The organism is Vibrio sp. 2134-1 (assembly GCF_033339495.1).
On sequence record NZ_JAWOUS010000002.1, the window covers coordinates 446,128 to 466,690 of the forward strand.

At 45.4% G+C, this 20,563-nt stretch carries 16 protein-coding genes; 5 read left to right on the top strand and 11 right to left on the bottom strand.

The window, feature by feature from the left end:
• Window positions 1–94: 94 nt before the first annotated feature.
• The 11 genes from nirD to R7R78_RS04440 all read right to left on the bottom strand — a co-directional run bounded on the left by nirD (window position 95) and on the right by R7R78_RS04440 (window position 13,540).
• On the bottom strand, window positions 95–430 hold the full coding sequence (gene nirD, locus R7R78_RS04390; protein WP_047009252.1) for a nitrite reductase small subunit NirD: 336 nt from the start codon (window positions 428–430) through the stop codon (window positions 95–97).
• On the bottom strand, window positions 431–2,950 hold the full coding sequence (gene nirB, locus R7R78_RS04395) for a nitrite reductase large subunit NirB (RefSeq protein ID WP_225473144.1): 2,520 nt from the start codon (window positions 2,948–2,950) through the stop codon (window positions 431–433).
• A 10-nt stretch (window positions 2,951–2,960) separates the two neighbouring features.
• The gene (locus R7R78_RS04400; protein ID WP_213910243.1) at window positions 2,961–3,797 is read right to left on the bottom strand and encodes an ABC transporter ATP-binding protein; all 837 of its coding nucleotides are present in this window, start codon (window positions 3,795–3,797) and stop codon (window positions 2,961–2,963) included.
• An 11-nt stretch (window positions 3,798–3,808) separates the two neighbouring features.
• Complete coding sequence (locus R7R78_RS04405) at window positions 3,809–4,774, bottom strand: ABC transporter permease (RefSeq protein WP_005387563.1); 966 nt, start codon at window positions 4,772–4,774, stop codon at window positions 3,809–3,811.
• A gap of 72 nt (window positions 4,775–4,846) precedes the next feature.
• Complete coding sequence (locus R7R78_RS04410; protein ID WP_005375887.1) at window positions 4,847–6,211, bottom strand: CmpA/NrtA family ABC transporter substrate-binding protein; 1,365 nt, start codon at window positions 6,209–6,211, stop codon at window positions 4,847–4,849.
• 265 nt (window positions 6,212–6,476) lie between these two features.
• Complete coding sequence (locus R7R78_RS04415) at window positions 6,477–7,058, bottom strand: ANTAR domain-containing response regulator (RefSeq protein ID WP_171306487.1); 582 nt, start codon at window positions 7,056–7,058, stop codon at window positions 6,477–6,479.
• 73 nt (window positions 7,059–7,131) lie between these two features.
• Window positions 7,132–8,049 carry a dienelactone hydrolase family protein gene (locus R7R78_RS04420; RefSeq protein ID WP_225473146.1) on the bottom strand — a complete coding sequence of 306 codons (918 nt, stop codon included), beginning with the start codon at window positions 8,047–8,049 and terminating at the stop codon, window positions 7,132–7,134.
• A 229-nt stretch (window positions 8,050–8,278) separates the two neighbouring features.
• Window positions 8,279–9,232: a glycosyl transferase family protein gene (locus R7R78_RS04425; protein WP_225473147.1), complete on the bottom strand. Its 954-nt coding sequence runs from the start codon at window positions 9,230–9,232 to the stop codon at window positions 8,279–8,281.
• Window positions 9,229–10,134, bottom strand: a complete 906-nt coding sequence (gene cobA, locus R7R78_RS04430; protein WP_225473148.1) for a uroporphyrinogen-III C-methyltransferase — start codon at window positions 10,132–10,134, stop codon at window positions 9,229–9,231. Before cobA ends, R7R78_RS04425 begins: the two co-directional genes overlap by 4 nt.
• A 20-nt stretch (window positions 10,135–10,154) precedes the next feature.
• Window positions 10,155–12,818: a nitrate reductase gene (locus R7R78_RS04435; RefSeq protein ID WP_225473149.1), complete on the bottom strand. Its 2,664-nt coding sequence runs from the start codon at window positions 12,816–12,818 to the stop codon at window positions 10,155–10,157.
• Between the two features lie 287 nt (window positions 12,819–13,105).
• Window positions 13,106–13,540: a GNAT family N-acetyltransferase gene (locus R7R78_RS04440; RefSeq protein ID WP_017634213.1), complete on the bottom strand. Its 435-nt coding sequence runs from the start codon at window positions 13,538–13,540 to the stop codon at window positions 13,106–13,108.
• Window positions 13,541–13,919: 379 nt separating this feature from the next.
• Here R7R78_RS04440 and R7R78_RS04445 point away from each other — a divergent pair, with 379 nt between their 5' ends.
• From R7R78_RS04445 to R7R78_RS04465, 5 genes are all read left to right on the top strand, one after another.
• Window positions 13,920–15,176: an aromatic amino acid transport family protein gene (locus tag R7R78_RS04445; protein ID WP_086047610.1), complete on the top strand. Its 1,257-nt coding sequence runs from the start codon at window positions 13,920–13,922 to the stop codon at window positions 15,174–15,176.
• Between the two features lie 610 nt (window positions 15,177–15,786).
• A complete protein-coding gene (locus tag R7R78_RS04450; RefSeq protein WP_086047335.1) occupies window positions 15,787–17,700 on the top strand; it encodes a tetratricopeptide repeat-containing diguanylate cyclase in 1,914 nt (637 codons plus the stop codon).
• Window positions 17,701–17,710: 10 nt separating this feature from the next.
• Entirely contained in the window at window positions 17,711–18,052 is a 342-nt protein-coding gene (locus R7R78_RS04455; protein ID WP_017820239.1) for a hypothetical protein, read from the top strand.
• A gap of 249 nt (window positions 18,053–18,301) precedes the next feature.
• Window positions 18,302–20,080, top strand: a complete 1,779-nt coding sequence (locus R7R78_RS04460) for a S8 family peptidase (RefSeq protein ID WP_054579021.1) — start codon at window positions 18,302–18,304, stop codon at window positions 20,078–20,080.
• 12 nt (window positions 20,081–20,092) lie between these two features.
• Window positions 20,093–20,548, top strand: a complete 456-nt coding sequence (locus R7R78_RS04465) for a hypothetical protein (RefSeq protein ID WP_054578979.1) — start codon at window positions 20,093–20,095, stop codon at window positions 20,546–20,548.
• Window positions 20,549–20,563 lie beyond the last annotated feature (15 nt).

The window sequence follows — 20,563 nt, forward strand, 5'->3', positions numbered from 1 at the left end:
AAGCTCCAGAGCCATACTGTGCAGTCTCTGGAGCTTTATTCGCTTGTCTCTTACGCTAAGCATTTACTCATATCGAGCAAGCTAATTTCGAGGATCATTCTTCGGCTAAATAACAAACCTGATTATCGTCGATCGTTACTTGCCACGTTTTTAGGCAGTGCGCATCGTCTTCCAAACATTGCCCACTCTTTAAACTGAAGTGCTGTTTATACAGTGGTGATGCGACACACATCTCACCATCAATATCACCGACAATCCCTCGACTCATCACATAAGCCTTACCAATTGGGTCCCAATCTTGAACGGCGTAAACACCGCTATCTGGAATGTAGAATAACGCGACATGCTCGCCTTCAATCAACACCGTGGCACCGATGAACGGCATTAGGTCATCAAGCTGACACAATTTCACTTTGGTTAAAGCTGCCATTTACACCTCCTGTTTCACGGGAATACGCTGACCGCGCACACGCTGGTACGGCAAGACTTTGCTGCCCGACGTGCTGTTCAAGAAAGGACGAAAGCGTTGCAATTTTTGAGGATTATCCAGCGTACTCTTCCACTCACATTGATAGGTATCTATGACTCGCGCCATTTGCTCATCCAATGAGTCACATAGGTTGAGAGAGTCATCCAAAATCACTTGTTTAAGGTAATCTAGGCCCCCTTCCATGTTCTCCATCCACACAGACGTGCGCTGCAAGCGATCTGCGGTGCTGACGTAGAACATCAATACTCGGTCGATCATGGTGATCAACTCTGATTTGGATAAGTCGGATGCAAACAAATCTGCGTGTCTTGGTCTCATGCCGCCATTACCACAAACGTATAGATTCCAGCCGTTTTCAGTAGCGATCACCCCAATATCTTTACTTTGCGCTTCTGCACACTCGCGAGTACAGCCCGATACGGCAAACTTAAGCTTATGGGGCGCTCGCAATCCTTTGTAGCGGTTCTCTAACTCAATGGCTAATCCAACCGAATCATCAACACCATAACGACACCAAGTAGAACCCACGCAAGATTTCACAGTGCGCACCGATTTGCCGTAGGCGTGTCCTGTTTCAAAACCAGCATCAATCAAGGTTTGCCAGATTTCAGGAAGCTGTTCTAACTGCGCACCAAATAAATCCACGCGCTGACCGCCAGTGATCTTGGTGTACAGATCGTATTGCTGAGCAACTTCGCCTAGCACGATAAGTTTGTCTGGTGTGATTTCGCCGCCCGGAACACGAGGCACTATCGAGTAAGAGCCATCTTTTTGCAGGTTAGCCATGAAAGCATCGTTAGAATCTTGCAGAGATTGATGCTGTGGCTCCATGATGTGTTCATTCCACAAAGAAGCAAACACAGATGCCGCTGTCGGCTTACAGATATCACACCCATGCCCTTTGCCATGCAGTGCAATTAAGGTGTCGAAGTCTTTGATTTGTTCCACTTGGCAAATATGGAACATCTCTTGGCGACTGAGCTCAAAGTGCTCACAAAGGTGGTTGTTAACCTCTACCCCCATGGCTGCCAGTTGAGTATCCAATACCGATTTGACCATATTGCTACAGCCACCACAGCCAGTACCAGCTTTGGTGTTGGCTTTAAGGTCCGTCAGGTTGGTAGTGCCAGCTTGTATCTCGGCAACTAAGTCGCCTTTTGTGACGTTGTGACAAGAACAGATGATGGCGCTGTCTGGCATCTCTCCATCAAGCATTCCGGTATCAAACAACAGGTTCGCGGCGTGGTCTGGTAGAACCGTTTTGTTCAAATAACACTGTAAGAGCGCATCGTAGTCGCTGTTGTCACCAACGAGAATCGCACCAAGCAATTGAGTGCCACTCGCATCAACCACCAGCTTTTTGTAGATGCCTGCGACCGCATCTTGCAAGACCATTTCTTGAGCGCCTTCGGTTTGCATTTGTGCATCGCCGATAGACGCCACATCCACCCCAAGCAGCTTGAGTTTGGTGCTCATGTCTGCACCTTTAAAACCATCGCTCGGCATCCCAGTCAAGACATCGGCAGTGGTTCTCGCCATGGTGTAACCGGGTGCGACTAAGCCAAAGATCTTTTGCTCCCAAAGAGCACATTCGCCAATCGCATAAATATTCTCATCGCTGGTTTGGCATTGGTTGTTAATCACAATACCGCCTCGCTCGCCTACTTCCAGCTCAGCCATTTTTGCCAGCTCATCTTGAGGGCGAATCCCTGCGGAAAAGACAATCACATCCACTTCGAGAGGATCTTTGTCTTTAAACACCATACGATGCTTAGCCGTTTCACCATCGCAGATTCGCTCCGTACCCGTTGAGGTGTGAACGGTTAGCCCTAGCGCTTCAATCTTCTCTTTTAGCACCAAGCCTGCACCATCATCTAATTGCACGGGCATCAGGCGAGGCGCAAATTCAATAACATGAGTTTCTAACCCCAATAGTTTGAGTGCGTTTGCCGCTTCTAAACCCAACAAGCCGCCGCCAATCACTGCGCCTGTTCTTGCGCCTTCACATGCCTTTTTGATTTGTGAAAGGTCATCAAGCGTGCGGTAGACAAACACGTTGTCGCGGTCTTTACCTTCAATTGGCGGCACAAATGGGTACGAACCAGTAGCGAGCACAAGTTGGTCGTAACCCAGCACATCTTCACCATCAAGCAGAATGCGCTTTTGCTCTCTGTCGATGCCTGTTACTTGGCTGCCAAGTACGAGTTGGATGCCATGCATGTCGTACCATTCTTGGTTACTCAGCATCAAATCATCATGAGACTTACCCGCAAACAAAGAGGACAACTGTACACGGTCATACGCGATAAAACGCTCTGCACCAATCACGGTAATTCGGTGCTCCAAATGCGCGTTTTTCTGCACTAATTGCTCGACGAGGTGTTGCCCGACCATACCGTTGCCTACCACAACGATGTGGCTCAATGCGTTCTTTACTGGAATCGTTAAAGGACTGTTCATCGCTGCCTCCTTATGCCGTTTGCGCTGCGGCTTTGGGTTTGTCTTCTTTCGAAGCAGGAATCTCGACTTTGGATTGCTTCTCGTAAAGGAACTTCAGCACCGCTTGTCGACACTTCTGATACTGCGCATCATCCGCCAGTGCGACACGCTCACGAGGGCGAGGTAGATTCACTTCTAACACTTCACCGATGGTTGCTGCCGGTCCGTTAGTCATCATCACGATTTTGTCAGATAACAACACCGCTTCATCCACGTCATGGGTAATCATGATGACAGTGTTGTTTAGCTCGGCTTGAATCTTCATCAGTGCATCCTGTAAATGCGCGCGTGTTAGCGCATCCAACGCGCCAAATGGTTCATCCATCAGCAGAACCTTTGGTTGAAGTGCCAGTGCTCTCGCGATGCCGACTCGCTGCTTCATACCACCCGAGATTTCATCGGGCTTTTTGTGCGCGGCATGCTGCATTTGAATCAACTCCAAATAGTGGTTCACTTGCTCCTGAATCCACACTTTGCCCTTTTTGCCGGCAATTTGTTTTACTGCAAGCTCAACGTTTTGATACACGGTTAACCAAGGCAATAATGAATGGTTTTGGAACACCACTGCGCGGTCTGGTCCCGGTCCAGCTACTTCTCGTCCATCGACGATCACGCCACCGTCTGTTGGCATGTGTAGCCCTGCGACTAAGTTCAATACCGTTGATTTACCACAGCCAGAGTGGCCAATTAGGGATACAAACTCACCTTTATTGATTTGTAAATCGACGTTCTTAAGCGCGATGAACTCGCCATCTGGCGTTGGGAATCGCATCCCTAAACGCGTTAGATCTAATAATGCTTTTTCCATGATCGTTTCCCTTATCTCAACGCTTGTTGTTTATTCCAAGACAACCACTTTTGAAGTTGCAGCATGCCTCTATCGAGCATCAAACCAATAAAGCCGATTGTGATGACCGCGACCATAATGCGACCCAATGATGCTGAACTTCCGTTCTGGAACTCATCCCAAACAAACTTGCCTAACCCAGGGTTCTGCGCGAGCATCTCTGCTGCAATCAATACCATCCAAGCGATACCTAAAGAGAGACGTAAACCGGTGAAGATCATTGGAATGGCAGAAGGTAAAACGATGGTGCGAATGTGCTGCCACCACGAAAGTTGAAGTACTTTGCTCACGTTGACCAAGTCTTTATCAACGCTCGTTACGCCCACGGCGGTGTTAATCAGCGTCGGCCATAAGCTACACAGCGCCACTGTGATCAGAGAGTTAATGAACGACTTAGCAAACATCGGGTCATCACTCACATAAGTGGCACTTACAACCATAGTGACGATAGGCAGCCAAGCTAAAGGTGATACGGGCTTGAGCAATTGAATGATTGGGTTGAACGCTTGATACAGTCCTTGATTCAGACCAAGTACGATGCCAAGTGGAATCGCAATGACAGTCGCCAATAGAAAGCCGGCAGTTACAGTCACTAAGCTTGTTATGATTTGGTCGAAGAACGTCGGTTTACCTGTGTAAGGACGAATCTTCACTTCCGCATCCGGATTCTTGACTAACTTCGCAGCATTGCGTTTTTCCTGACGTTCGATAAACGCTTGTTCCTTTTCTCGCTCTTGCCAATGGTCATCGACAAGGTTGCTGAACTGCTGAAAAGTTTGCACAGGCCCCGGTAGCGTACCTAATGAGGTTTGCACTTCTCTCGCTGCTAAGTGCCACATTGCCAAAAAGATCAGCAAACCAATGACGGGCAAAAGTACCAACCGACTTCGGTTCACTACCTGCTTAGCAGGAAACAGGGAAATGACATTACTAGACATACTCACTCCTAAGAAATTTACATCCTTGTTGCCACAAGCGAATTCCCTCGCCTGTGGCGTTTATCGTTATGGTTAAACCTTGTCTTTTCCTTTAAGCCCGATAGAGAACTTCTCTAGATATTTATTTGGCTCGCGACCGTCATAAACGATGTTGTCGATAAAGTGTGTTTGTGGCGCACGGAAACCATCTTCAGCACTAAAATCTGGGAAGTCTTTTTTGCTCAACACACCATCTTCAATTAGCGCTTGAGCTGCTTGTTGGTAGATATCTGGACGGTAAACCTCTTTCGCCACATCCATGTACCAATCATCGGATTTCTCGCTTGAGATTTGTCCCCAACGGCGCATTTGAGTCAGATACCAAATCGCATCGCTGTAATACGGATACGTGGCGTTATGACGGAAGAACACGTTGAAGTCTGGCACGTCTCGTTTGTCGCCTTTCTCGTATTCAAATGTGCCGGTCATTGAGTTGGCGATAACTTCGGCATCGGCTCCGACGTACTCGCTTTTTGATAGCATCTTCACTGCTTCTTGGCGGTTGGCATTGTCGTTTTCATCTAACCAATGTGCCGCTCGAATCAAGGCTTTCACTACGCGAATGTGCGTGTTTGGATACTTCTCAGCCCAAGCTTTGGAAACACCAAACACTTTCTCTGGGTTGTTCTTCCAGATCTCGTAATCGGTCACGACTGGCGTACCAATACCTTTGAATACGGCTTGTTGGTTCCATGGTTCGCCTACGCAGTACCCTTTGATCGTGCCCGCTTCCATTGTTGCTGGCATTTGTGGTGGCGGTGTAACACTCAAAAGAACGTCAGCATCCAACTGGCCACTGTTATCGCCTGAGTCTGGTGCGTAAAAGCCAGGATGAATCCCACCTGCCGCTAACCAGTATCGCAACTCATAGTTGTGCGTCGATACAGGGAACACCATCCCCATGTTGAACGGTTTGCCTTTATCCAGATAGCTGTCGACCACAGGCTTCAGTGCATCCGCTTTGATTGGGTGAACAGGTTTGCCATCTGGTTGCTTTGGAATGTACTGCTTCATCTGTTCCCAAGTATCATTGGAAACCGTGATTGCGTTGCCGTTCAAATCCATACTGAACGCGGTAATCACTTCTGCTTTTGTGCCGACACCAATCGTTGCGCCCAATGGCTGACCAGCAAGCATGTGCGCGCCAGCAAGCTCACCGTCGATGACTCGGTCTAATAGTACCTTCCAGTTTGCTTGTGCTTCTAAAGTGACGTACAAGCCTTCGTCTTCAAAAAAGCCTTTCTCATAAGCAACCGCCAGCGGTGCCATATCGGTTAACTTAATAAAACCAAACTTCAGATCTTCAATTTCTGGTTCACCCAACTCTGCCTTTACGCTGACCGTGGTGAATACCGATAACGAAATTGCTGACACTTTCAGCATAGAACTCCATTTCATTGGTTTGCTCCCATAAAAAAAGCGCCACTACTCCGAAGAGCAGTAGCGCCGTTGCTAAGTCTACAATTACCGCCGTTGATAATTGAGATAAGCGATTCAACAATAAACCCAATTCTACTAATCCAATTACTGTGCCAACTTATTTTTCACAGTAAATACAATAAATTAGTATATCTTGCCGTTTGTTATTTCCTGTTATTGCTTGCTGATAGTGCAACACGCACCACGTTAGAAAACGCACTCTAACCCCAAAGTGGTAGAGCAATTAATCAAGCACCTCCAAAGTAGTTATCAAATTCTTGGCAACTTGTGCGAGCGTTTGGCTCGATTGCATGGCTGAATTTCTAAGTGCTTTATAAGCCTGTTCTTCATCAACACTGTGCATCTTCATCAGCAGACCTTTGGCTTTTTCCACCAGCTTGCGCTCTTCAATCTTATGGGTCAGCGATTCAATTTCCGATTGCATACTTTCGAATTTCGCTCTCACCAATGTCGCATGTTCAATCCAAGGCTGAAGCGCAAACTCACTATCGTGGGGCATGAGCACATAGTCCATTTTTTCTGATAAACGATTGATATCATTAGATGATAATTGCTTTAAGACGATAAGAAGTGGTGCCGATTTTCTGCGGCAGAAATCGACGATCAAACGCAGTTCCGCGGTTGGTTGCTGCCATCCAACCACAACGCTTGCTGACGGTTCTCGTTGCATTAACGTTTCTAGTTGTGCCAATTGGCAACCCATGATGTTGTCGTAATCTTTGCTCAATAAGCCGGACAATCGAGCCTGCTCTTGGAGGCTGTCACAGCATACTATGATAGGTGTTTTTGACGTTGATTGAGTCATGCACATTCCTTGTTTATATCTCACTCACTAAGAGAGACATAACAAGGAATGTGCCAACTAAGGTTGAAGCGTTTTAACTAGAGGCGAGATGTTCTTTAAAGAAGCCGAGTGTACGTTCCCAAGCGAGCGCTGCTTCTTCCGGAGCGTAGCGTGCCGTTGAGTCGTTATGGAAACCGTGGTTGACGTTTTCATACATTAACGCTTGATACTGTGCGTCGGTCGTGATCAATTGCTGCTCATAATCAGGCCATGTGTCGTTAACACGCTTATCGAGCCCTGCAAAGTGAATCATCAGTGGCCCTTTGACTTGCTTTTGGATCTCTTGCGCCGCTGGTGTTCCATAGAAAGGCACACCTGCATCGAGCTCTTCTGGTATTACCGCGGCAAGCATGTTGACAATGTATCCACCGAAGCAGAATCCAACCGCGCCCAATTTACCGTTTCCACCCTCGTATTGTTTGAGGAAGTTCGCGGCTGCAATAAAGTCTTGTTCGATCTTGGCTCTGTCCATTTCTTTCTGCATGGCGCGCCCCTCATCGTCGTTCCCCGGATAGCCGCCGAGTGGATAAAGCGCGTCTGGAGCGAAAGCAATAAAGCCGTCCTTTGCAAGTCGTCTTGCGACATCTTTGATATAAGGGTTCAGACCTCTGTTTTCATGGATCACCAACACAGTCGGCGATTTTAAGGTCTTCTTCTGTGGCATCACCAAATAACCACGCCCCTCTCCATGCCCATTTGGAGATGGGAAGGTTTCGTAAGTTGCTTTGATGTCAGGATCGTTAAATGAAACTTGTTCTGCGAGTGCGTAATTCGGGGTTAACGCATCGACCAGTGCTGTCATGCTAAAGCCGAGCACAGCAAGGCCACCCAGCCTATTAAGAAACTCACGGCGCGTGATTTTTCCGTGGGCGTATTCGTCGTACCAATCGAAGGCTTCTTGCGGGATCGGATGAGAAACCTTTTCACTAGGAGTGGTATGCTTTAGAACCATTATCCATGTCCTCTGTGTCTTACCATATGGGATTTTCTCATTCTCAAACGCGAAGCTAAAAACGAACGCGATTGAGGCTAAAACTGCGGTTTCACCACTCTGATACGGAGCAAGGTGGTGAAACACATCATTGGCGAGCTAGGATCTTTTACCTTCTTCAAACAATAGATAACGGATTCAGATTCAACAACTTTGCGTCGTTGGTTTTACATTAATTGACAATAGTGCGTTATTGTTGGCCACAATAGACTTGCCAGTAAGAGAAGGCACGTTCGAATGCTTTTTCTCTGTCGTGAATTTGTGCAAATAGCACCACTGTCATGGTGGCAAGAACCGTATTCGCCATTTGATTCATGTCGTCTTCTGACGTCCCAAATGGGCAATTCGCAGGCATTCGCACCTCAGACAGCATTTGCTCCGTCCAGTAGTGCGATGTCACGCCGCTTGTTTGGCTTAACCATACCGTTTGGCTTACTTTCGGGTTGTATTCTGACTCACCCGATTGTCCTTTGAATGACACAACGGCGTGAGCGGTTTGACCAATCTCGAATTCAACTTCAGCATGAAGTTGTTGGAACCCAGGATGGAAGCTACCACGAATACCAACCGTCGCCTGCCCCGGATTCAATGCTCGAACCACGGTATTAATCGGCGTTCTAAGCCCATAACGATTCTTCCAACCGATCATGGTTTCTGCTTGAGGAGCAAACGCACTGAGCGGCAGATACACAATGTTTTGTGTTTCTAATACACGCTTTGCGTCTTCTGCTGATTCCGCTTTCGTAATAGCAAATTTGTCGAGGTAGTCTTCAGCGTGTAAACGACCAGATTGACGGTCGTGATAGCCGTGCATCAACACTTTATGACCATTATCGGCGAGGATCTTCGCTGCCAACAGGTGCCAAGGTTGACCTGCCGCTTCACGTTTGCCTGCATAACATGGCCAGTCGATGTCTGCACCAATAGCAGGCATGCGGGATTGGAATGCTTTCACAAAGCCAGCGATTTCTTGTTGAGTCTCGTTCTGTACGCGGATCAGCATCAACAGCATTGCCATCTGATCGTCGTCGCACTCACCGTTTAGGTATTCATCCATAACTCGAAACGCTTGGTCAAAGTTCAGTGGTTTTCTACCACGTTCGCCACGACCGACTGTTCTAATACATTCCAAAATGCTGCTCATATTCCCTCGTATTCCGTCACTGACTGTACGGTTTCTATTAGTTGTTCGCGCAGTTTGACAACTTCTCCCATCACAATCAATGCTGGGCTCACGCCTTTAAGTGTAATCGATAAATCATTGAGCTGATTGAGTTGTGTAACGTGCACTTGTTGTTGAGGGCTGCAACCATGAGTGATGATCGCGACTGGGAAATCTTCTCTCAAACCGGAGTTGATTAATCCCGTTTGTATTTGCGATGACTTTTCTAACCCCATATAGAAGACTAACGTTTGTCCGCTTTGCATCAGTTGGCTCCACGCCTCAAATGCGCCTGTTACCACTTGCCCTGTCACAAAGGTAACACTGCGAGCAACGCCACGATGAGTCAGCGGAATCAAGCTGTTTGCAGAACACCCAATCGCAGCGGTAATGCCGGGGATGACTTCGTAAGCGATTGAGTGTTTGACGAGTGCTAACGCTTCTTCGCCTCCACGGCCAAATACGAATGGATCTCCCCCTTTTAAGCGCACAACTTGCTTTCCTTGCTGAGCGAGCGATACCATCAAGTCACAAATTTCTTCCTGACCAATACTAGGTTGTCCGCATCGTTTGCCCACGTAAATCCAATCGGCTTGTGGCGAAGCCAACTCCAAAATATCTTTGTTAACCAAACGGTCGTAAAGCAACACCTCTGCCGACATAATCGCTTTCACAGCCTTCATGGTTAACAAGTCAGGATCGTGCGGCCCTGCTCCGACAATCGAGACAAAACCGTTGTGGTTCGCGTCGAGGTCTACTGAATGGTCTTCTAAAAGTTGGTTCAGTTTGCTTGCTTGGTCATGCTTAGAAAAGCGAGACGAGCGTCCTTGATTCTGACTCGCTTGTCCTTTCTTAAACCAAGACTTTTGATAAGGCGCTTCCATGTGCTTATCCTCTTTATGACTTACTTAATTTGAATCGCCAGACTTTGCTGGTTCGCTTGCTGTTTGCCCTTTTGATGCTGATGGCTGTCGACCATTTGTTTGATTTGAGAGACGCACGAGCCACAGTTAGTGCCGCATTTGAGTTTGTTTTGAAGTTGAGTCAGTGAAGTGCAGTCTTGTTTCTCCATCGCGTCATGTATTTGTTTATCGGTGACGCGGAAACAACTACAAACCAGTTTGGCACTGCTTTGCGATTGAGTGATGGTAAGCAGTTGCGATAGCTCCATCGGTTTGCCAATCAAACCGGTAAAGTTGGTGTAGTCGGTTTGAATCGGTTCGCTAGACACCACCAAAACAGAGCGAATGATACGAACGTCTCCAACAAGGTCGTAATCCACCGCGAGCCAACCCTGGGCAATATCCATCGTAATCCTGCGGCTCTTGTCTGTTCGACAAAAACTCTGCTTCTTTGGTCGCTTATCGTGTGCAAAGCGCCAAATGCCCAAATTGCTTTCTGCTTGAAATGCGCTGTAGAGAAACTTGCCGGAATCAAACTGTGTACCGACGAACATACCGTAGGTTTTGACCGCTGCGTCTTGCACTTCAACATAAGACGACTTAAACGCAGGCTGCCCGGAAATAGGGTCTTTTGCGCTGTTTACTATCGCGTTAACACTGCTTTCACCGCCATATCGACCCGCCCAGTGCATTGACATAAATAGCTCTTGAAAACCCAAACCTTCATCAATGGCAACTTTGGCATAAATACTGGTGTTTGAAGTAGGCTGAAACAGCTTGGTGAGTTGTCCTGCTTTTAAGCGATTTTGAGTAGCAGAGAGTGTGTTCATGTACACGGTTGGTTCTAACTCAGAGGCGGCAAGGTGTGCGATATGACCTGTGCGCGTCATGGTATGCCATTGATCACGTTGCCTGCCCGTATTGAGCCACCAGCCTTTTGTTCTTTCTAAACGCGTTGGAGATTCACTGGTCACGACAAAGCGCGCTTTTCCATCTTGGTGCGAATAGATTCCATCAGCAAAAGGACGCTCTCCTCCCCATTGTGTCGGCACCCACTCTTCGTATTCTTGCTCGGTTAAGTTGGCGTATTGAGAAAGATCTAGCTTCAATGGCGAATCTGCATTCATGCCTGTCATCGCCGCATATTCCCTGAATACCGCCCGCTCAGAAGTAAACGCAAAGCCATTTTGTGTCTTTTCCAATGCACACAGAGCTTGCCCGACTTGGCTTATCGCCCACCAATCTGATTTTGCTTCACCCGGAGGCGTTTGAAACTGGCGCTGCCTTGAAAGTCGACGCTCAGAATTGGTCACCATGCCTTGCTTCTCCCCCCAGCCAGCAGCGGGCAGCAACAGGTCCGCGTAATGCGCTACATCCGAATCCGCTGTGATATCGGAAACAATCACAAACGGACAAATCTCTAGTGCTCGTTTTACCAATTGGTTATCTGGCAAAGAGACAACCGGATTGGTTGCCATGATCCAGAGAACTTTAATCTCACCACGTTCTACCGCCTCAAACAGCTCAACGGCTTTTAAACCGGGCTGAGTGGCAATTTCTGGTGAATCCCAAAACGCCTGCACTTGCTTGATAGACTCTGCATCAAAAGCGCGATGAACCGCTAATTGATTTGCCAATCCACCGACTTCTCGCCCGCCCATCGCATTCGGCTGACCTGTAATTGAAAATGGTCCGCAACCTGACTTGGCAATTTTACCTGACGCCAAATGTGCATTAATAATGGCATTGCCTTTATCGACACCATTTTCGGCTTGGTTAACCCCTTGGCAAAACAACGTGATTGCGGTTGGGCTTTGCGCAAACCATTGGAAGAATGTCGTGAGTTTTTCTTCTGAAATCCCAATTGAAGACGTTAGATTAGTGACATCGTAACGCAAGTCAGAGACTTCTTCTTTAAGTGTATCAAACCCGTCGGTATAGGAATTTATGTATTCAGAATCAATGCATTGCTGCTCAATAAGAAACTTAAGCAGCCCATTAAAAAGTGATACATCCCCATCGTTTTTAATCGGTAGATGCAAATCGGCTTGCTGTGCTGTGACCGTTTCACGCGGGTCAATGACCACCAGCTTGAGGTTAGGATTGTTTTCTCTCGCTTGTTGAATACGTCGGAATAAAACAGGATGCGTCCAAGCGGTATTAGCACCGCAAATTATCAATAGCTCAGTCTTATCAATATCGTCGTAATTGACGGGAACGACATCTTCACCAAATGCTCGTACATGAGCCGCAACCGCCGAAGACATACACAAACGGGAGTTCGTATCGATGTTTGCGCTGCCAACATAGCCTTTCATGAGTTTGTTGGCGACGTAATAGTCTTCCGTTAGCAACTGACCTGACACGTACATCGCGACGGAATCCGGTCCAAACTCTGCTTTCGCTTGATGAATCTTCTCTGCAATTAGATCCGTGGCTTGTTGCCATTGTACTTCTTGCCCTTGAGGTCGCTGCTTGGTGACAAGCTTTGGATACAGCAAGCGCGAAGGCATATTCAAGCTCTCTGCCAGCGCGACGCCCTTTACGCACAGTGATCCCTCATTTGCAGGATGACACGCATCCCCAACGATTCCTTTCGCATTGACCTCGACACCACATCCAACACCACAATAGGGACAAGTGGTTTTTTTGCATCCTTGCGACATTCCGCCCCCTGATTCTTTCCTTAGAATGACGAGCTACAAGCGAAAAAAAACCTCTCCCGAAACGAGAGAGGCTGCATTGCCTATAAAAGCTCAAAAAAGTAATACCCTATACCGCTCTCGCCTGCTATTAAGAGCGGCGCATCGAGTTATCGATGAACGTTTATGTAAAGCAAGTGAGGTGCCAAGATCAAAAACCCTTACTATACAAAGGGTTAGCTTAAAACCAATTATAGCAACGTAATGCTACGCACTGATTGTGTGCAAATTTCGGTCATTATCGTGCAGTATTACTTTACTAATTCCATAACTAACCTGGATTCTTCGTCACCAAAATAATGCGCTTCTTCTTCTAACGTTTTAAAGCCAAGGGAGAGGTATAAAGACAATGCAGGTTGGTTCTTAGGATCGACAGTCAATTTCACGCTTGAGCCTAACGTCAACGACGCAATAACGTTTTCTAGGAGGGAACGCGCAATACCTTTACCTCTATGTTGAATATCGACGGCCAATGACATGATCCAATATTGATGTGCATTTGTGCTAGTCGTTAGCAATATATACCCTGCGACCTGCTCTCCCTCTTTTGCTACCAGTAAACTCTCTCCCCAACAATCAAAAGCTTGCCGAAAGAAAAATTGAGGATAGGCGTGTTCTCCAAATAAAGTATTTTCGAGCTTATATATGGCAAATAAGTCCTCTTTTTGCGCAGACAAGATGTCCATTCAATGACTCCTTCTTTAACATGAATGGCAGCAGTATACCTAAATCTCATCTAAATGACGGGACACAAACATCTCAATTAAGTGCTTAAGAAATGTAATATTCTTCCTGAAAATTAGGCCTAACTCACTTAGAACATACATCCGTGATTAAGTTTTAACCGCAAAATCAAAAACCATACAAGATGAAAATTTCAAAACATACAACCATTAAGATCATTAAAATTAAGAACTTTATTCTGGTTTATTAAAAAATTCATAGTTGGATAATTTACAACCACCCCAAATCCACAGCATTATTCACCAAGCTTCGCATGTGATAATAAACACTAAAACCTTTACCATTTTCAGCATTATTATTTTTATAAAAGCGAGTTTTAAAGTGAAAGAATCTCGAAATGCCTTAAATCCTAGTGAAATAAACACAACCACAGCTTGGTCAAAACATGATACACATTGGGTTCTTAGCCTATTTGGAACAGCCGTTGGCGCAGGCATCCTGTTTCTGCCAATTAACCTTGGGATTGGTGGTTTTTGGCCTTTAGTCGCGATGGCAGTACTTGCTTTTCCAATGACCTATCTTGCGCACCGTGGCTTAGCTCGTTTTGTACTATCTTCTAAGATCAAAAACGCAGACTTCACTGATGTAGTGGAAGAGCACTTCGGCGCAAAAGCAGGTCGTTCTATTTCACTGCTGTATTTTCTTTCGATCTTCCCGATCCTGTTGATATATGGGGTTGGAATAACAAACACAGTAGATAGCTTCATGGTAAATCAGGCTGATATGGCTTCTTTACCTAGACCTTTGCTTTCTGGCGTACTAGTGTTTGCACTAATTGCTATTATGATGGCGGGTGAAAAAGTAATGCTACGGGCCTTTGCCATTATGGTGTTCCCACTTGTTGCCATTCTTGCCTTTCTATCATTTTACTTAATACCGAACTGGACCATGCCTGTCATGGATATGCCAGAAGCGTCAGCTTTTGCTAGCACTATGTGGTTAGCAGTTCCTGTAGTGATTTTCTCGTTTAGTCACGCAGCTGCAATTTCAAGCTTTGCAAATGTACAACGTCGCCATTATGGTAAGCAGGCAGATGCCAAATCCGAAGTTATTCTTCGTCGCACTAGCATCATGCTTATTGCCTTTGTTCTTATTTTTGTATTTTCCTGTGTGCTAACACTGTCACCTGAACAATTGGCTCAAGCAAAAGAACAAAACGTATCCGTATTGTCTTACTTAGCGAACGCAACCGATAATCCATTTATTGCAACACTTGGTCCTTTAGTAGCGTTTGTTGCTATCACTTCATCTTTCCTTGGGCATTTTTTAGGTGCGCGTGAAAGCTTAAATGGTTTAATTACCAAGCATTTTAACCTATCTGAGAAGCGTGTTGATCGTATCAGCGTGGCAGCACTGTTCTTCTCAATCTGGGCGGCGGCGATCATGAACCCAAGTATTCTTGGTATGATGGAAGCATTGTCAGGGCCTGTTATTGCAATGATCTTATTTATTATGCCAATGTTAGCGGTGTATAAAATCGAGGCGATGAAACAATATCGAGGAAATGTCTCTACTTACTTTGTTCTAGCAGCAGGCATTGTGGCGGTAAGTGCATTGATTTTTAGCTTCTTCAGCTAATAACTAAAGACTAGCTTGGATTTTCAGGGGAATACCTTACACAAGGTTAAGGTGATTCCCTGAATTTTCTTACTCTTTAAAAGGTAATCATCGTTACCCTTGACTCTTAAATAAGAGCGAAAACACCCGCAATCATAAGTACTGAAGCGATGCAGGTCCGGCCGATAATACCGAAGTGCGAAGGTTGAATCATTTCATTATGCATAGTTAATCTCCTATTTATTATAAAAGCCATTTTTTATTGGCTTAATAACACTATGTCTAATATCCAGTTTTTTAACAACCCATACAAACATTAAATATTTATGACAGAAACGTAATTTTTTACACTTCGCCATGATTTTGAGCGATGAATCCGCGGCTTGAATCATTAGATTGAGTCCACCCAATATGCTCGCCTACCTGTCATCGTTACCTTGTCTATACCATCGTCTAATCATTGCATAAGTTTTCAATAGATTTTGTTTTATAAATCATAATATTATAGAGAGCCTTCTCGTCTCTCACTCCCAAAACACTTTACCACTGGGAATCCATCCGCACTTAACCAACAAGAAATGGTAGACTTAACTGGTATTCGGCTAAGAGATCACATTTTATTAATACGCTCATGCACTTCTCAATTAAAAAACTGGCTTGCGCACTTTGTACTGCACTTGGACTTTTCTTGCATCCGACCAACGTACTGGCGAGTACCGAAAAGCAAGCTTATCTGGAAGAACACATTTCAGCAGAAAGCAAGCCCATGTTAAAACTCTACTTTCGCTCGATGGGTAAGCCGCGATCAATTCAAAAAGATGAGTTAAATACGCCACAGAATGCATCAGCAGAGTCTCTTGCTCTGTATTACTTTGCACGAAAGTACCTTAAGCGTTACGAAGGTGTTCCATTACCGAAAGATATGCCCGATTTAATCGAATTCGGTAAAAAGCACCATTTGGAATGGGTCGTCGCTGAAGCACAGCTCAATAAGGCTGTAACAATGATTGAGCAAGACGATAACTGGAACGCAGAATTGTTACTCCATGACGTTGTTTCTACAGCCCGTGATCTTGGTTATCTAGCATTAGAAGGCCGTGCTTACCGCTGGTTAGGCAATCTAGAAGTATCTCGAAATCAACTACGCAGTGGCCTAAAATATTATCGCAATGCCTATGAGTTATTAGAAAAAACAGTGTTTGAAATACAAGTCGCGATGACACTGAACAACATTGGGACGGTCTACATCGACGCATCAGATTGGGCTCGGGCCAACAGTTACCTAACGCAAGCTCTCGACACTTACCTAGAGAGCGAATATCAATACGATAATAGCTTTTTTATGGGGGTTATCTACGCAAACCTTAGCATCGTTCACTCGAGCCTCGGAGATAACAAAAAAGCGGAATATTATTTCAATGAAGCCATTCGACTTTCAATGCAAACGGGGTCTGACACAGTCAAGCACCACTCTTTATCCAGCTTTTCACAAATGTTGAGCTCGGTAGGAAAAATTGATGATGCATTAATGGTAGCACAACGTTGCGTTGACCTGCCCATTCCAAAAAATCTAGAAATGCTAAAAACGTCTTGTTACGAGGCATTTGCAGAGGCTTACCTCGCAAACAAACAATACGATAAAGCTATTACAACAGCACTTAACGTTCTAGAACAAACCAAATCAACCAGTGAATTAGAGCTGCGTCAGCGTATTGATATGCTTTCGGTACTGGTAAACGCTCATCAAATTCTTAATGACTATGAAGCTGCTTTTCATTATTTAACCCAATTAAGAGAGCTAGAGGCTGAGTTTTCTCATCATATTCATGGTGAAGAGATGATTAACATTAAGTTTGATCTCGAAGCTAAGTTAGCCCAGAAAGAACTCAAATTGCTAGAAACAAAAAATGCGCTACAAGCGTCTGAACTGCGTTCGCAGCGCTATCGAGAAATGTTCTACTTTATCGCTATTACGGCAATTGGTGTCGTTGGTTTTCGTTACGTACTGCGCGTTAGACGTATTAATAAAGCACTCACTCAAGAAAATACTACCGATCCGTTAACTCAACTGCATAACCGTCGCTATCTTCACATTTGGCTGGACAAAATGGCTCGTAGAAGCCCAGATAGAACATTTGCCTTAGCAGTTTTAGATGTTGATCATTTTAAAACCTTTAATGATCAATATGGACACGATATTGGCGATAAAATGCTGACTCATATTGCCACGCTATTTAATGAATCCACTCGCTCTGGTGACCTACTCATTCGTTGGGGTGGAGAAGAGTTTGTCCTATTATTCGAAGTACAGCGAGCTGAAGATTGCGCTAAGTTTTTGGAGCGATTGAGATATACTGTTGAAAACACGCCATTGGTGGTTGACTCTAAACCATTAAGCGCGACAATTTCCCTTGGAGCAGTGGACAAACTGTCGGCACAAACAATTAAACAAGAATGGGATCAGTGGTTTTTCTTGGCAGACCAAGCTTTGTATGATGCGAAGCAAGCTGGTAGAAACCAGTTCATCATTCATCCTACATCATAAAAAAGCACACATGAAAAAAAATCTAATCATTATTACTTTTGCGCCTCTATTTCTTATGGCGTGTAGTAATCAGCAAGCATCTCAACTGGGAATGCGCAGCAGCAGTGTCAATGTATATGCCCAGCAAATGAGTAACACTCAACTATGTGAAACTCTCTACTACAACCGTGCAACCAACCAAACCAAAGTGGCGATTGGTGCTGAGTTCAATCGACGTGGATTAAACAAAAAGTGGTGTGATAAAGAATTCGATAAGTTGTACATTAAAAAGTGGATTGATAACGTGCTGCCTAAGGAAAAAGCCGAACCTAAGAAACCAATGGCAACTATTCAACCCGCTCCAACTAAATAACCCCCCCTCTTGAAGCAGACGGTACACTCGTATTTTCTGCTTTTCACTTTTCATGCATGTTCGATGCGACATATAAAAACTTCATAGTTTCAGTAAATTAACAAAGACTTATGTTGTCCATCGAACTTTTAATGTAAACAAGTTGTAAATGGTTTTCGTCCTTATTCTTTGTCGTTAGCTTTGTTTGTTCCTGTTAGCGGAATATGAAACAGGAACTAAAAAATTCCAAACAAAGACATGAGGTCAAAAATGGAAATACGCATTAATCGCCTATTTGCTGCTATGTTGGCAGTAGGCATTGCACCTGCCGTCTCGGCGTTTGATCCACTCTATTCTGAACAATGGCACTTAGACAACACGGGGCAAACTGCGTTTGCGGCTAATCCTGCTGTTGCTGGGAACGACTTAAACACTAAGCTCACTCAGGCAATGGGGATTGCAGGTGTTGGTGTGAAAGTTGCTGTTATTGATTCTGGAGTGCAGATCGATCACCCCGACCTTGCAGGTAATATAGTTACAGGTAGCAGAAACTTCGTCGAAGACTCTTCATTCCCACCAAGTTATCCGGTTGATACTAATGGTCATGGCACTGCTGTAGCCGGTTTGATTAGCGCCGTCGGCAACAACGGTGAAGGCGGACGCGGTGTCGCTTATCACTCTTCCCTCATCGGTTTTAACTGGTTAGCCAACCAGACATTAGAAGGCTGGTTAATCTCCCATGGCATGGACCCAGCAACACGCGATGTTCGCGTATTTAACCAAAGTTACGGTTTCAGCCCTATAAACCCGATTACTTTTGATGAAAGCGACCCTCAGCTAAAACTTGAAATGGACGTGATGAAAAACGTCAGCGAGAGTAACGCATGGGGTCGAGGTGCTGTATTTGTAAAGTCAGCAGGTAATGGTTACCGTTATTTCAATGCAGGGCGATTCTTCGTATTGCCAAGTAACTTCTTTGCTGGTGGAGACAATCAAGGCTTACCGATGCACAACTCTGCTCAGTCTTATGATAACGCCAATTACTTCAATCTAGTCACTAGTGCATTGCGAGCGGATGGTACGAGAGCGAGTTACTCATCGGTGGGGTCGAACGTGTGGGTTGCAGCACCAGCAGGTGAATATGGGCAAGATTTCCCTGCTATGGTCACCACTGATTTAATGGGTTGTGAAGAAGGGCAAAATACCAGTGATGGCCTTGGCATTAATGGGTTACACGGCGGAACGGAGCTCGATCCGAACTGTAACTATACCAGTACGATGAACGGAACCTCATCGGCTGCGCCAAACACATCGGGTGCCATCGCGGCAATCATGTCAACCAACCACGCACTTTCTGCTCGTGATGTACGTGCTTTACTAGCGGAAACAGCAAAAGTAACGGATAAAGCGCATCCAGGCGTACAGCTTGAATTTACTAACCATAAAGGTGAACAGGTTAGCTACGAGGCTATTGCCCCTTGGCAGAAAAACGCAGCAGGCGTAGATTTCCATACTTTTTATGGCTTCGGCGCTGTAGATTTAGATGAAGCGATGCAACGTGCTCGCATGACGAATCGTGTTTTGCCAACTCAAGTCATTACGCCATGGGTTAATAACGCTACAGAAGTAAGTGTACCCGATGCAAGTCTAGTTGGTGGTTCTTCAAGTATCGCCATTGCCGATGAGCTGACAGTAGAATCCGTTCAAGTGACATTGACACTGGACCACGCTCGTCTGCCCGACTTAGCTATCGAGCTCATTTCGCCATCAGGGACTCGTTCCGTTTTGCAAACACCGCGCAATGGTCTTGTTGGTCAATCTCTTGATTCATCGATTACTGGCTACAAAGATCAATTAATGTTGTCTAACCAATTTTATGGCGAAGATGCAAAAGGCGAATGGACGTTGCGAGCAATAGATACGAACGGCGATGAAGTCTATTCTTACATTGCATATTTCAACTCTTCCACCATCTATGACGTTCCGATGGCAAACAACGCTCAGCCCGGTGTTATTAAGAACTGGTCGATGCGCATATTTGGACACTAAGGAGTCAATAACATGAAATACAAATCATTTTCTATGCTGGCTCTCGTTATCATGACGTCGAGTGTATACGCTGAGCAACAGCTCTCTCAACAGCCTGCACCAGAACTGTTTGTGCCATCAGAAGCGGTTGAGATTAATGGCCAAGACTATCGAAAAGTGCAAACTAGCACTGTTAGAACCCTATCTGAAGACGTAAAACTTCAAGCGGGTGATGAGGTGTTTAAGAATGCGTTTAGTAACGTATCCAAAGCCACTGGACTGGTTTACATCACCGTAAACAATCCTAACGAAGCGAAAGCAGTCGCCAAAGAGTTAAAATTAGAAGTTATCTTCGCAGAGGGGGAATCAGCGGTGTTAAAAGCATCTCAAGATCAAGATCTGCTAAGTATTAGCGACTACCTAAACGCAGACAGCCGGGTAAAAGCGTCTAAAATAGAACTAAACAGCGGTAAATACCGTGCACAATAATTCTCTAACAAGAGA

Bases quoted from the DNA above. Each gene is read 5' to 3' on its own strand.
- nirD (WP_047009252.1), bottom strand. From the start codon at position 430: ATGGCAGCTTTAACCAAAGTGAAATTGTGTCAGCTTGATGACCTAATG.
- nirB (WP_225473144.1), bottom strand. From the start codon at position 2,950: ATGAACAGTCCTTTAACGATTCCAGTAAAGAACGCATTGAGCCACATC.
- R7R78_RS04400 (WP_213910243.1), bottom strand. From the start codon at position 3,797: ATGGAAAAAGCATTATTAGATCTAACGCGTTTAGGGATGCGATTCCCA.
- R7R78_RS04405 (WP_005387563.1), bottom strand. From the start codon at position 4,774: ATGTCTAGTAATGTCATTTCCCTGTTTCCTGCTAAGCAGGTAGTGAAC.
- R7R78_RS04410 (WP_005375887.1), bottom strand. From the start codon at position 6,211: ATGAAATGGAGTTCTATGCTGAAAGTGTCAGCAATTTCGTTATCGGTA.
- R7R78_RS04415 (WP_171306487.1), bottom strand. From the start codon at position 7,058: ATGACTCAATCAACGTCAAAAACACCTATCATAGTATGCTGTGACAGC.
- R7R78_RS04420 (WP_225473146.1), bottom strand. From the start codon at position 8,049: ATGGTTCTAAAGCATACCACTCCTAGTGAAAAGGTTTCTCATCCGATC.
- R7R78_RS04425 (WP_225473147.1), bottom strand. From the start codon at position 9,232: ATGAGCAGCATTTTGGAATGTATTAGAACAGTCGGTCGTGGCGAACGT.
- cobA (WP_225473148.1), bottom strand. From the start codon at position 10,134: ATGGAAGCGCCTTATCAAAAGTCTTGGTTTAAGAAAGGACAAGCGAGT.
- R7R78_RS04435 (WP_225473149.1), bottom strand. From the start codon at position 12,818: ATGTCGCAAGGATGCAAAAAAACCACTTGTCCCTATTGTGGTGTTGGA.
- R7R78_RS04440 (WP_017634213.1), bottom strand. From the start codon at position 13,540: ATGGACATCTTGTCTGCGCAAAAAGAGGACTTATTTGCCATATATAAG.
- R7R78_RS04450 (WP_086047335.1), top strand. From the start codon at position 15,787: ATGCACTTCTCAATTAAAAAACTGGCTTGCGCACTTTGTACTGCACTT.
- R7R78_RS04455 (WP_017820239.1), top strand. From the start codon at position 17,711: ATGAAAAAAAATCTAATCATTATTACTTTTGCGCCTCTATTTCTTATG.
- R7R78_RS04460 (WP_054579021.1), top strand. From the start codon at position 18,302: ATGGAAATACGCATTAATCGCCTATTTGCTGCTATGTTGGCAGTAGGC.
- R7R78_RS04465 (WP_054578979.1), top strand. From the start codon at position 20,093: ATGAAATACAAATCATTTTCTATGCTGGCTCTCGTTATCATGACGTCG.